Here is a 12,301-nt window from a genome sequence, read left to right on the forward strand (position 1 = left end):
CGCCCGGCGAACCTTCGCCGCTTGACAGGCAAGTTGCGGACCAGTTGACTTGGCACGGCCCTAGCGGGCCGCGCGAGGAAGGGATCCGACACCCTCATGCTTTCGGTGAACCTGCAGGTCCGTCAAAGCCAGTCGCTGGTGATGACGCCGCAACTGCTCCAGTCGATCCGCCTCCTGCAGTTCGACCGGGGCGAGCTCCAGGGCTTCCTGGAGCGCGAGGCCGAGAGCAATCCGTTGCTGCGCGTCGAGCGGCCGGCCGCTGCCGCGCCCGTGCGCATGGCGCCGGGCGGCGGGTCGGACCTCGAGGCACGCGAGCGCGCGGCACCCGGACCGACGCTCCAGACCCACGCCCTGTCCGAGATCGCCGACATCTTCGCCGACGAGCGGGAGCGGCGCCTTGCCGCGCATCTCTTCGCCGACCTCGACGCGTCGGGCTTCCTCGCCACCGATCCGCTGGCCGCCGCCGGTAGCCTCGGACTTGCCGAGACGGACGCACTCGCCCTTCTGGAGCGTCTCCAGGCAGCCGCCGAGCCGGCGGGCCTGTTTGCCCGCTCGCTGGCCGAGGCGCTCGGCCTCCAGCTCGCGCGGCGCGGCCGGCTCGACCCCGTGATGCGCACCGTTCTCGCGCACCTGTTGCTTCTGGCGCGCCGCGACTTCGCCGCGCTCGCCCGCCTCACCGGCGAGCGCGAGAGCGACCTTCCCGAGATCCTGGCCGAGATCCGTCGCCTCGATCCACGCCCCGGCTCGCGCTTCGAGGCGGAGGAAGCGGTGGCCGTCGTTCCCGACGTCCTCGTAGCCGGCCCTGTGGACGGCGCGTGGGTGGTCGAGCTCAATTCGCGGGCCTTTCCGCGCGTCGCGGTGCGCGAGACCTACGCGCGCCGCGTGGCGAGCGGCTGCATCGAGGCCGAGGAGCGCCAGTTTCTCCAGAACTGCCAGCAGTCGGCCTCCTGGCTGCTGCGCTCGCTCGACCAGCGGGCGCGCACGGTCCTGCGCGTGGCCGAGGAGATCGTGCGGCGGCAGGACGGGTTCCTGCGGCTCGGCGTGCCGGGCCTTCGCCCCATGACGCTCGCCTCCGTGGCCGAGGCGATCGGGCTGCACGAGTCGACGGTCAGCCGCGTGACGGCCGGCAAGTATCTCGCCACGCCGCGCGGCACGTTCGAGATGAAGTTCTTCTTCACGGTCGCCATCGGCGCCAGCGACGGCGGCGAGGCGCATTCGGCCGAGAGCGTGAAGCTGCGCATCGGCCGCATGATCGGCGCCGAGAGCGTCGACAACGTCCTGTCGGACGACGACATCGCGGCCCGGCTGCGCGGCGAGGGCGTGGACCTCGCACGCCGCACGGTCGCCAAGTACCGCGAGGCGCTGGGCCTCCCCTCCTCGGTCCAGCGCCGCCGAGAGATGAAGGCGCGCCGCCTGGCAGGCTGAGGGCCTGGAACGAAAAGGCGCGGTGCGGCTTCGAGTCCCATCGTCTCCGGACACGCGAAACGAGGTTCGGCGACGACCATCGGAAGGAGAAACGAATGGCACTTCGCGTATCAGGCCGTCACATGGACATCGGCGACGCGTTCCGCACCCGGATCGAGGATCGGGTCACCGAACAGGTCGCCAAGTACTTCGACGGCAACTACTCGGGCACGGTCGTCGTGTCCAAGGAAGCGCAGCGCTACAGCGCCGACCTGTCGATCCATCTCGACAGCGGCGTCTACTTCCAGGCGGCCGGCGAGTCGCACGATCCCGAATCCAGCTTCGTCGAGGCCTGCGAGCGCATCGAGAAGCGCCTTCGTCGCTACAAGCGACGCCTGAAGGACCACAAGGCCGGCCTCACCAACGCCTCGCGCGAGGTGGCCTACACCGTGATCAGCCCCGTTCCCGAGGAGGGCGAGGAGGTTCCCGAGGACTTCGCGCCGGCCGTGATCGCCGAGACCTCGATGATCGTCGGCACGATGAGCGTCGCCAACGCCGTCATGGAGCTCGACCGCCGGGACGGTCCGGTGGTCGTGTTCAAGAACGGCGCCAACGATACCGTGAACATTGTTTATCGCCGGGCCGACGGCAATGTCGGCTGGATCGACCCCTCGACATTGCGCCCCGAGACCTGATACCCGCCCGCTGAAGGACCCCATGCCGCAGGCGCAAAGCCTGCGGCAGGGACCCCTGAGGGAACGACGCGAGGGCGCGGCAAGCTCTCCATGTCAGGGGTATCGGGACGGCAATCCCCGCACGCAGGCGGGAAGGTAGAGCAACGTGGACCTTTCCGAACTCATCGAGCAGGACGCCATCTTCCCGTCGCTGCGTTCCCAGACCAAGAAGCAGGTGCTGCAGGACCTGTCCGAGCGCGCGGCGGGACTGGCGGGCCTGTCGCCGCGCGACGTCTACGAGACCGTGACCGCGCGCGAGCGGCTGGGCTCGACCGGCATCGGCGGCGGCATCGCCATTCCCCACGGCAAGATCGCGGGGCTCGCGCGCATTCGCGGCGTCTTCGGCCGCCTCGCCAAGCCCGTCGACTTCGACTCGCTCGACGACCAGCCGGTGGACCTCGTCTTCCTGCTGCTCGCGCCCGAGGACTCGGGCGCCGACCACCTGAAGGCCCTGTCGAAGATCGCACGCCTCCTGCGCGACCCGTCCGTCCTCGCCCAGCTTCGCGCGCTGCACGACGCGACCACGATCCACAATCTCATGACGCGCACGGTCCCGCCCTTCGCAGCCTGAAGGCCACGAAAAAGGGCCGGGGCCGCCTGGGAGGAGGCGGCCCCGGCCCTTCGTCGAAAGGATCGGGAAAGGGTTAGTGCAGGCTGACGGTCTGCAGCTCGTTTTGGCTCGCGCTCTCCAGGATCGAGCCCCGATCGTCCGATACGGCGAGCGGCGTGCCGTCGGCCGAGAAGAGCGCCCAGAGCTTGATGCCCGGCCGGATCGACTGTGCGGCGGGGAAGCGCGCCCGGATATCGTCCGACGACATGCGGCGGAGATAGGCCAGGTGCCCCTCGCCCAGCGCGGCGAGATCGGCATCGGAGAGGATCGGATGATGGTGTTCGGTCATGAGAGGCAACTCCTTGAGACAACAAACGCGCGGAGGGGCGAAGGGTTCAGCCGGCCTCAGTCCTGCGCGACGATCTGGATCCGCTTCACGGTTCGCTCGGGCTCAGGCTTCACGAGATCGATCATCAGAAGCCCGTTCTTGAGCTGGGCGCCCATGATCCTCATCCCGTCGGCGAACAGGAAGCTTTTCTGGAACTGACGGGCCGCTATGCCTCGATGAAGGTATTCGCGGCCCCGCGCCTCGGTCTGCGATCCGCGGATCGTCAACTGGTTGTCCTCGGTGGTGATCTCCAGGTCTTCCGACCGGAAACCGGCCACCGCCAGCGTGATGCGGATGGCGTGGGATCCCTGTGCGGCGTCCTCGTCCCGCAAGGGGACGCGCTCGATGTTGTAAGGCGGATATCCGTCGCTTCCGCGACCGATCCGCTCCAGCGTCTTCTCCACCCCGTCGAAACCGACGAGAAGGGGGCTGGAGAACACAGGTGTCCGACTCATGACGATGCCAAGCCCTTGTTCCAAGCGACTTTTCTGCTCGCCGCCCGGCCCTGCCAGAGGCACCGCGCGGCGTTTCTCGTCATCTCATATGGCGTCGTCGCCATCTCTCTTCAACGGCCGGGCGAGAGCCCGCCGAGCGGGTCTCAGGCCGGCTTGGCGGAGGCCTGGAAGGCGAGGGCCACGCCGTTGATGCAGTGCCGCTTGCCGGTGGGCTTCGGTCCGTCGTCAAAGATATGGCCGAGATGCCCGCCGCAACGGGCGCAGTGCGCCTCGGTGCGCGGGTAGACCAGCACGAAGTCGCTCCTGGTGCCGATCGAGCCGTCGATCGCCTGCCAGAAGCTCGGCCAGCCCGTTCCGGAATCGAACTTCGTGTCGGATGCGTAGAGCGCATTGTCGCAGCCCGCGCAGTGGAAGGTGCCGACGGCCTTCTCGTGGTTCAGCGGGCTCGTGAAGGGACGCTCGGTCGCCTCCTCGCGCAAGACCGCGTAGGCGTCCGGCGAGAGCTTGCGGCGCCATTCGTCGGGCGTCATCTGCACCGGAAAGGTCTCGGCGGCGGCGGGCGAGGCGCCGACCAGGGACCGGGCAAAGGGGGCCAGCGCGGCCAGGGCCGCACCGCCCAGAAGGAATTGGCGACGCCGCATGGCTCGTCTCCTTCTCCGGCGAATGGCGAACGGGGTGCGCGGCGCCGGAGGTCCGCCGCGCACCCGCTTTCATATAGACGGTGGGATCGCCGTCCGTCAGGGCATGAGCACCGTGTCGATGACATGGACGACGCCGTTCTTCTGCAGGACGTCGGCCTGCGTGACGGTGGCGACGTTGCCCTTGGCGTCGGTGACGGTCAGCTTGTCGCCCTTCATGGCGAGCGTCAGCTCCTCGCCCTCGACCGTCTTCACCTTGTGCTGGCCGCCGTCCTTCTTGATCATCGCCATGGCGTCCGCCGACGTCGCCTTGGCCGGCACCACATGGTAGGTCAGGATCTTGGTCAGCTGCGCCTTGTTCTCGGGCTTCACCAGCGTATCGACCGTGCCGGCCGGCAGCTTCTCGAAGGCCGCGTTAGTCGGCGCAAAGACGGTGAAGGGTCCGGCGCCGTTCAGCGTCTCGACGAGGCCAGCGGCCTTCACCGCCGCGACCAGGGTCGAGAGGTTGGAGGCGTTCGGCGCGTTCTCGGCGATCGTCTTGTTGGAATACATCGGCGCGCCGCCGACCTCGACGGAGGTGGCGTTCTGCGCCAGGGCCGTGCCGGCCATCGAGCCGGCCACGAGGACGGCCAGAGCGGTGGTCTTGATGAATGTCGTGATCATCTCGCGTCTCCCTAAAGGTTCGCCTTCCGGTGCCGAAAGGCGCGGGAGATACGAACGGGGACGTGCGCCGGCCTCAGTGGTGCGACGAAATTTCCTTCACCATTTGGAGAGGGACGATCGGCCGGAATCGCAAGGGGCGCTCAATCCGAGATGCGGCCGCGCATCCGCTTGATGTCGGAGCGCCCCTTCTTGGCCTCAAGACGACGCTCCACGGCCCCACGCGAGGGCCGCGTCTTCTTGCGCGGCGGAGGTGGCGGGACGAGCGCCTCGCGCACGAGCGCGACGAGGCGCTCGCGCGCGTCGGCCCGGTTGCGCTCCTGCGTGCGGAAGCGCGAGGCCTCGATCAGGACGTCGCCGCCCTTGGTGGCCCGAGCGCCGGCCAGCTTCAGGAGGCGCTCGCGCGCCTCGTCCCCCAGCGCCGCCGAGCGCCCCGCCAGGAAGCGGAGTTGGACGGCGGTCGCCACCTTGTTGACGTTCTGCCCGCCCGGTCCCGCCGCGCGGATGAAGCTTTCCTCGAGATCCTCGTCGGGGATGACGACCCGCGAGGAGACGCGCAAGCCCCGCTCGGGCGCTCGTTCGGGGCGGGTCGCCAAGCCCTTCTCGCCCTCGTTCGCCATGATGATCCGATCCCCGTTCGCCAACGTCCGGAGTGAGGTAGCGGCCTTGCGCCCGCCGACCAAGCGGGCGTGCGCACGAAAGGAGCCCGCAGCCGTCTCCGGCCACGGGCTCCAGCCCTCCTCCCAGAGGTCTCGTGCGCTACTCGGCGGCGAGCGCGAAGCGCGGCGAGGCGTCCATCACGCCCGTGTCCACATGTGCCTCGAACTTCTCGAAGTTGCGCCGGAACATCCCGGCGAGCTTCTCGGCCTGCCGGTCGTAGGCGGCCGGGTCGCTCCAGGTCGAACGTGGGTCGAGGATCGAACTCTCGACGCCCTCCACCGCGACCGGCACGGCGAAGCCGAAATGCGGGTCGGTGCGAAACTCGGCGTCCTTGAGCGAGCCGTCGAGCGCGCGGGCGAGAAGCGCGCGCGTCACGCGGATCGGCATGCGCGAGCCGGTGCCGTAGGCGCCGCCCGTCCAGCCGGTCGAGACCAGCCAGCAGTCGACCTGGTGGCGGGCGATGAGGTCGCGCAGGAGGTTGCCGTATTCCGAGGGGTGGCGCGGCATGAAGGGCGCGCCGAAGCAGGTCGAGAAGGTGGCCTCCGGCTCGGTGACGCCCTTCTCCGTGCCCGCGACCTTGGCCGTGTAGCCGGACAGGAAGTGGTACATGGCCTGCTCGGGCGTCAGCTTGGCGATCGGCGGCATCACGCCGAAGGCGTCGGCGGTCAGCATCACGATGTTGCGCGGATGGGGCGCGCGGCCGGTGGCGGACGCGTTCGGGATGAAGTCGAGCGGATAGGCCGCGCGCGTGTTCTCGGTCAGGCGGCCGTCGTCGAAGTCCGGCACCCGGTCCTCGTCGAGGATGACGTTCTCCAGAACCGTGCCGAAGCGGCGGGTCGTCGCGAAGATCTCGGGTTCCGCCTCGGCCGAGAGGCGGATCGTCTTGGCGTAGCACCCGCCCTCGAAGTTGAAGAGCCCTTCCTCGCCCCAGCCGTGCTCGTCGTCGCCGACGAGCGTGCGCGCCGGATCGGCCGAGAGCGTCGTCTTGCCGGTGCCCGACAGGCCGAAGAAGACCGCAGCGTCCCCGCCCGCGCCCACGTTCGCCGAGCAGTGCATCGGCATGACGCCACGCGCCGGCAGGCGATGGTTGAGGACGGTGAAGACCGACTTCTTCATCTCGCCGGCATAGGTCGTGCCGCCGATCAGCACGATGCCGCGCGTCAGGTCGCAGGCGATCACGGTCTCGGTGCGGCACCCGTGGCGCTCGGGATCGGCCTTGAAGGACGGCAGGTCGATGATCGTAAGATCGGGCCGGAAGGCTTCGAGCTCCGCCCGGTCGGGCCGGATCAGGAGGTTGCGGATGAAGAGCGCATGCCAGGCGAACTCCGTGACGACGCGCGCGCCGATCCGCTCGGCCTTATCGGCGCCACCGAACAGGTCCTCCACGAAGAGGTCGCGGCCCTCGGCATGGGCCTTGAAGTCGTCGTAGAGACGCTCGAACGCGTCCGGCGACATGGGCGCGTTGTTGTCCCACCAGATCTGGTCTTCGGTGGTGGCGTCGCGCACCACGAACTTGTCCTTCGGGCTGCGGCCGGTGTGCTGGCCGGTCGTCACCACGAAGGCGCCGTGCGCGCTGAGCCGCCCCTCGCCGCGCTTGACGGCGATCTCGACCAGTTCGGCCTGCCCGAGGTTCCAGCGCAGCGATGCGGGACCGCGAAGGCCCGTGGTCTCGATACCCTGCTCGGGGTTCCGGATCCCGCTTTCCGTCATGTGTCGCGCTCCGCCTCGTGAACCGGCCCGCGCTGACACAGCGTCGGGTGCGATGGAGATAAATCGGACCGGGCGGGGCGGCAACTGGCGACCCCGGCCAAATCATCAGTCAAAACAATGTCTTAATCGGTTTAAAGCTTGACATGTCGCGGTTCAATCGGTTCAGCCGCGTCTTTCGGCGGTGCAAAATTTTTCGCTGCTCCTTCGCGTTACCTCGTGATCGGCGCGGGTTCGGGCACCTTTGGCGACTTTGCGCGTTGCCTCCCCGTCCGGCGGGGCGGGAATCGCCCGCTCCGCCCACCCCCGCGTTCGAGACAGCAGGAGCCTTCCCATGGCGGAGCAGCCCACCGAGAAGTTCTGGAAGATGGTCGAGGACTTCGACGCCTGCATGGTGACCACACGGGACGGCGGCAAGCTGCGCTCGCGCCCGATGGCGCCGCGCGTGTCTCGCGAGCGATCGGAAATCCTGTTCATCACCGACCGCAACTCGCACAAGGTCGACGAGGTCGACGCCGACAGCCAGGTCGCCTGCACCTTCACTTCCAAGAACGAGTACGTCGCCGTTTCGGGCACCGCCACGGTCACGCAGGACCGCGCCCGCATCGACGAGATCTGGGATGCGGCGGCCGAGGCCTGGATGCCGCAGGGCAAGGACTCGCCCGACGTCGCGGTCCTCGTGATCCACCCGTCGCAGGCCGAGATCTGGGACGTCACGAGCAACAAGCTTACCCAAGCCTACGAGTTCGCCAAGGCCTATCTCGGCGACAAGCCCCGTCCCGACACGACCGAAAACGTGAAGGTCAGTCTTTAAGGAGCGGCAGGCGCGGGTGCTCGATCACGCGCCCGCGCACACCGCGGTCCAGGGTCGGCTGTGGCCCTTCTGCATGCATCCGTTTGAAAAACGTGACAAAAGACACAATGTGAACGGATACCGCGCATCGCGTTCCGCGCCGGGCGGCCGAATCGGCCACGGCGGAGCGCGGGTTCCGTATCCCGTCCGGGCGGCTCGGCCGCCCGACGAAAACTGAAGGAAAGTGTCCGACGATGCCGACGATCGCGCTGGTGGATGACGACCGCAACATCCTGACCTCCGTGTCGATCGCGCTGGAAAGCGAGGGCTACCGGGTCGAGACCTACACGGACGGCGCCTCGGCGCTGGAGGGCCTGTCCGCCCGCCCGCCGCAGCTTGCGATCTTCGACATCAAGATGCCCCGCATGGACGGCATGGAGCTCCTGCGCCGCCTGCGCCAGAAGAGCGACCTGCCCGTGATCTTCCTGACCTCCAAGGACGAGGAGATCGACGAGCTCTTCGGCCTCAAGATGGGCGCCGACGACTACATCCGCAAACCCTTCAGCCAGCGCCTCCTGGTGGAGCGCGTGCGCGCCATCCTGCGGCGCGGCGCCCCGCGCGATCCCTCCGTCGCGGCCAAGGGCGGCGGCCCGGCGCCGGAGGCTTCGCTGGAGCGCGGTCAGCTCGTGATGGACCAGGAGCGCCATACCTGCACCTGGATGGGGCAGCCCGTCACGCTCACCGTGACCGAGTTCCTGATCCTCCACTCGCTCGCCCAGCGGCCCGGCGTCGTGAAGAGCCGCGACGCGCTGATGGACGCGGCCTACGACGAGCAGGTCTATGTCGACGACCGCACGATCGACAGCCACATCAAGCGCCTGCGCAAGAAGTTCAAGGCGATCGACGACGACTTCGACATGATCGAGACGCTCTACGGCGTGGGCTACCGCTTCCGCGAGATCTGAAGGCCGCTCTCGGCATAAGGAGGCCGTTCTTGGCGTTGACCAGCGAGGGCTCTCCGCCCGCCGCCTCCCCGGCCCGGCCGCGCTCCCTTCGCGCGCGCTGGCGGCGCGTGCCCTTCGTCCGCCGCACGCTCTTCCGGCTGCGCTGGGTGCTGGGCCATTCGATCTTCTCGTCGCTGACCCGGCGCATCGTCTTTCTCAACCTCGTCGCGCTGATCGTCCTCGTCTCGGGCATCCTTTATCTCAACCAGTTCCGCGCCGGGCTGATCGACGCGCGCGTCGAAAGCCTCCTGACGCAGGGCGAGATCATCGCGAGCGCCATCGCCTCCTCGGCCACCGTCGAGACCAATTCCATCACGCTCGACCCCGAGCGCCTCCTCGAGATGCAGGCGGGCGCGACGGTGCAGCCCGGCTCCGAGGCCGAGTCCCTCGACTTTCCGATCAATCCCGAGCGCGTGGCCCCGCTTCTGCGCCGCCTGATCTCGCCGACGCGCACGCGCGCCCGCCTCTACGACCGCGACGCCAACCTCATCCTCGACTCGCGCCACCTCTACTCGCTCGGCCAGATCCAGCGTCTCGGCCTGCCGCCGGTGGCCGAGGAAAGCGACAACAGCGTCTTCTCGTGGCTGGAAAGCCAGGCGGGGCGAATCTTCGGCCATGGCGGCCTGCCGGTCTACCGCGAGGCGGCGGGCGGGTCCGGCACGACCTATTCCGAGGTCATGGGCGCGCTGACGGGCGGTCCGTCCGCGGTTGTGCGCTCCACCGAGACGGGCGAGCTCATCGTCTCGGTCGCCGTTCCCATCCAGCGCGCGCGGGCCGTGCTAGGCGTCCTGATGCTGTCGACCCAAGGGGGCGACATCGACAAGATCGTACAGGCCGAGCGCATGGCGATCGTGCGCACCTTCGCGGTGGCCGCGCTTGTCACCGTCGTTCTGTCCATGCTTCTGGCCTCCACCATCGCGACGCCGCTGCGGCGCCTTTCGGCGGCGGCCGTGCGCGTTCGGCGCGGGGTCAACGCGCGCGAGGAGATCCCCGACTTCGGCGACCGCGCCGACGAGGTGGGCAACCTGGCGACCGCGCTGCGCGGCATGACCAACGCACTCTATGCGCGCATGGACGCGATCGAGAGCTTCGCGGCCGATGTCAGCCACGAGCTGAAGAACCCGCTGACCTCGCTTCGCTCGGCGGTCGAGACCCTGCCGCTCGCGCGCAACGACGAGTCGCGCCAGCGCCTCCTTGCCATCATCCAGCACGACGTGAAGCGGCTCGACCGGTTGATCACCGACATCTCCGACGCCTCGCGTCTCGACGCGGAACTGGCGCGCGAGGTCTCGAGCCGCGTCGATCTCGGCGGCCTCGTCGCCTCGGTGGTGGACGGGGCGCGCGCGCACCTGAAGCCCGGCCGCGACACGCGCATCGAGCTGAAGCGAACACCCCCGCCCGCCGGCAAGACCTTCCGCGTTTCGGGACATGACCTGCGCCTCAGCCAGGTCTTCACTAATCTCGTCGACAACGCGCGCTCCTTCGTGCCCGATCACGGCGGGGAGATCACGGTCGGCCTCAGGCGCCGCTCGCGCCACGTCGTGGTGACGGTCGAGGACAACGGCCCGGGCATCCAGGCCGAGAAGATCGAACGCATCTTCGAGCGTTTCTACACGGACCGACCGGGCGCCGAGAGCTTCGGCCAGAATTCCGGCCTCGGCTTGTCGATCTCGCGCCAGATCGTCGAGGCCCATGGCGGTACGCTCGAGGCCGAGAACATCCTGCGCGGCGACGGGAGCGTGGCGGGCGCGCGCTTCATCGTGACGCTTCCGGCCGAGGAATGAGCGACGACCCGCTCGGCCCCGGCGGCATCCATGCCAGCGCCGTCGCCTTTGGCCATCGCGCGGTCCTGATTCGGGGTGTGGCGGGAAGCGGGAAGTCCGCGCTCGCGCTCGCGCTCCTGTCGCGCCGCCTGTTCGACGGCACGCCCGGCCGGCTTCTGGCCGACGACCGCGTGCGCCTGCGGGTCGAGGAGGGAAGGCTTGTCGCCTTCGCGCCCGACACACTCAAGGGGTTGATCGAGGCGCGGGGCGTCGGGCTTCTGCGCGTGCCTGCCGCCGAGCCCTGCCCGGTCGCCCTCCTCGTCGATCTCTTGGAGGCGCCGGAACCGTGCGAGCGCATGCCCGCCCGTGCCGACGACACGCTCGCCGGCATCGTGCTTGCTGCGGTGCGATGGCCGGCGCGGGCGAGCACCACGGGCGCCGATCTCGTGGTCGCGCTCCTGTCGGGAGCCGAGCGGATCGATCCGGACGCGGCGTGACGGGATTCTTCGCAGCCGCAGCACACGAACTGTGCATAGGTGTGCGGTTTTACAACCCGGATGCGAAGCGCAAGGGGCCGGATACGACCGATCCGCGTTGAAAACCCGGAATCTTTCGAATGTGACGGCGGTGTGCCTTGCGGAGGCGGTGCCCGCAAGCGCACAATCGAATGCCTAGCGAAGTGGCGGAGTACGGGGTCGCATGATCGGATTGGTGCTTGTGACCCACGGCCAGTTGGCCCGCGAGTTCAAGCTGGCCATGGAGCATGTGGTCGGACCCCAGGACGCCTTGGAGACCATCTGCATCGGTGCCGAGGACGACATGGAGCAGCGCCGTCTCGACATTCTTCAGGCGGTTCGCGACGCCGATCGCGGGCGGGGCGTCATCATCCTGACCGACATGTTCGGCGGCACGCCTTCCAACCTCGCCATCTCGGTGATGGAGGAGAATCGCATCGACGTCCTGGCCGGGGTCAACCTTCCCATGCTGATCAAGCTCGCCAGCGTGCGGGCCGAGCATTCCATGGAGGAGGCCCTCGTTCGCGCGCAGGATGCCGGTCGCAAGTACATCGCCGTCGCCAGTCGAATTCTCAGCGGTCAGTAGCGGAGCCCTCCCCCATGTCGTCCGCCACCGGTCCCGTATTCTTGTCCGAAGATTTCAGCCGATGAGCCAGACAGCCGTGAAACCGCAGGAAGGGCCGATCGTACGCACCCTTGCCATCGTGAACCGCAAGGGACTGCACGCTCGGGCCTCCGCCAAGTTCGTGCAGACCGCCGAGTGCTTCGACGCACGCCTGATCATCTCGCGCGACGGCATGAGCGTCGGCGGACAGTCCATCATGGGGTTGATGATGCTGGCCGCCGGCCAGGGCACCACGATCGACGTCGAGGCCGACGGCCCCGACGCGCAGGCCGCCATGGAGGCGATCTCCGACCTTCTCGCCAACCGCTTCGGCGAGGAATGCTGACGGCCGATCCCGCGCCGTCGAAGGCCTGCAATAACGCTCGCATAAGCGTATAAGGATTTCCTTATATCCTTTTCCGGCCA

The 12,301-nt window shown here is 68.5% G+C and carries 15 protein-coding genes; 9 read left to right on the forward strand and 6 right to left on the reverse strand.

The features are described 5' to 3' along the window. Positions 1 to 96: 96 nt before the first annotated feature. The 3 genes from rpoN to ptsN all read left to right on the forward strand — a co-directional run bounded on the left by rpoN (position 97) and on the right by ptsN (position 2,709). Complete coding sequence (rpoN, locus tag AUL35_RS10885; RefSeq protein WP_062014693.1) at positions 97 to 1,425, forward strand: RNA polymerase factor sigma-54; 1,329 nt, start codon at positions 97 to 99, stop codon at positions 1,423 to 1,425. 95 nt (positions 1,426 to 1,520) lie between these two features. Next, on the forward strand, positions 1,521 to 2,099 hold the full coding sequence (gene hpf / locus AUL35_RS10890; protein ID WP_062014695.1) for a ribosome hibernation-promoting factor, HPF/YfiA family: 579 nt from the start codon (positions 1,521 to 1,523) through the stop codon (positions 2,097 to 2,099). A 145-nt stretch (positions 2,100 to 2,244) separates the two neighbouring features. Next, positions 2,245 to 2,709 (forward strand): PTS IIA-like nitrogen regulatory protein PtsN, encoded by a 465-nt coding sequence (gene ptsN, locus AUL35_RS10895; RefSeq protein ID WP_062014696.1) that lies wholly within the window; start codon positions 2,245 to 2,247, stop codon positions 2,707 to 2,709. 73 nt (positions 2,710 to 2,782) lie between these two features. Here the strand turns inward: ptsN and AUL35_RS10900 are convergent, their stop codons facing one another. The 6 genes from AUL35_RS10900 to AUL35_RS10925 all read right to left on the reverse strand — a co-directional run bounded on the left by AUL35_RS10900 (position 2,783) and on the right by AUL35_RS10925 (position 7,199). Then, entirely contained in the window at positions 2,783 to 3,037 is a 255-nt protein-coding gene (locus AUL35_RS10900; protein ID WP_062014698.1) for a DUF1150 domain-containing protein, read from the reverse strand. Between the two features lie 56 nt (positions 3,038 to 3,093). Continuing rightward, entirely contained in the window at positions 3,094 to 3,531 is a 438-nt protein-coding gene (locus tag AUL35_RS10905; protein WP_062014743.1) for an Hsp20 family protein, read from the reverse strand. 143 nt (positions 3,532 to 3,674) lie between these two features. Continuing rightward, positions 3,675 to 4,172: a peptide-methionine (R)-S-oxide reductase MsrB gene (gene msrB, locus AUL35_RS10910; protein WP_062014700.1), complete on the reverse strand. Its 498-nt coding sequence runs from the start codon at positions 4,170 to 4,172 to the stop codon at positions 3,675 to 3,677. 96 nt (positions 4,173 to 4,268) lie between these two features. Beyond that, positions 4,269 to 4,832: a fasciclin domain-containing protein gene (locus AUL35_RS10915; protein WP_062014702.1), complete on the reverse strand. Its 564-nt coding sequence runs from the start codon at positions 4,830 to 4,832 to the stop codon at positions 4,269 to 4,271. Between the two features lie 140 nt (positions 4,833 to 4,972). Further along, on the reverse strand, positions 4,973 to 5,449 hold the full coding sequence (gene arfB, locus AUL35_RS10920) for an alternative ribosome rescue aminoacyl-tRNA hydrolase ArfB (RefSeq protein WP_062014704.1): 477 nt from the start codon (positions 5,447 to 5,449) through the stop codon (positions 4,973 to 4,975). 139 nt (positions 5,450 to 5,588) lie between these two features. Then, on the reverse strand, positions 5,589 to 7,199 hold the full coding sequence (locus AUL35_RS10925) for a phosphoenolpyruvate carboxykinase (RefSeq protein WP_062014705.1): 1,611 nt from the start codon (positions 7,197 to 7,199) through the stop codon (positions 5,589 to 5,591). Positions 7,200 to 7,530: 331 nt separating this feature from the next. Here AUL35_RS10925 and AUL35_RS10930 point away from each other — a divergent pair, with 331 nt between their 5' ends. From AUL35_RS10930 to AUL35_RS10955, 6 genes are all read left to right on the forward strand, one after another. Beyond that, positions 7,531 to 8,010: a pyridoxamine 5'-phosphate oxidase family protein gene (locus AUL35_RS10930; protein ID WP_062014707.1), complete on the forward strand. Its 480-nt coding sequence runs from the start codon at positions 7,531 to 7,533 to the stop codon at positions 8,008 to 8,010. 233 nt (positions 8,011 to 8,243) lie between these two features. Continuing rightward, positions 8,244 to 8,954 carry a response regulator transcription factor gene (locus AUL35_RS10935; protein WP_062014709.1) on the forward strand — a complete coding sequence of 237 codons (711 nt, stop codon included), beginning with the start codon at positions 8,244 to 8,246 and terminating at the stop codon, positions 8,952 to 8,954. A 29-nt stretch (positions 8,955 to 8,983) separates the two neighbouring features. Continuing rightward, entirely contained in the window at positions 8,984 to 10,777 is a 1,794-nt protein-coding gene (locus AUL35_RS10940) for a sensor histidine kinase (RefSeq protein WP_082666264.1), read from the forward strand. After that, a complete protein-coding gene (locus AUL35_RS10945) occupies positions 10,774 to 11,253 on the forward strand; it encodes an HPr kinase/phosphorylase (protein ID WP_062014710.1) in 480 nt (159 codons plus the stop codon). The genes AUL35_RS10940 and AUL35_RS10945 overlap by 4 nt, the downstream gene beginning before the upstream one ends. A 202-nt stretch (positions 11,254 to 11,455) precedes the next feature. Then, positions 11,456 to 11,857, forward strand: a complete 402-nt coding sequence (locus tag AUL35_RS10950; RefSeq protein WP_062014712.1) for a PTS sugar transporter subunit IIA — start codon at positions 11,456 to 11,458, stop codon at positions 11,855 to 11,857. Positions 11,858 to 11,918: 61 nt separating this feature from the next. Then, entirely contained in the window at positions 11,919 to 12,221 is a 303-nt protein-coding gene (locus AUL35_RS10955) for an HPr family phosphocarrier protein (RefSeq protein WP_062014714.1), read from the forward strand. Positions 12,222 to 12,301 lie beyond the last annotated feature (80 nt).

Origin of the sequence: Aureimonas sp. AU4 (assembly GCF_001463765.1) — a bacterium.
GTDB lineage: Bacteria > Pseudomonadota > Alphaproteobacteria > Rhizobiales > Rhizobiaceae > Aureimonas.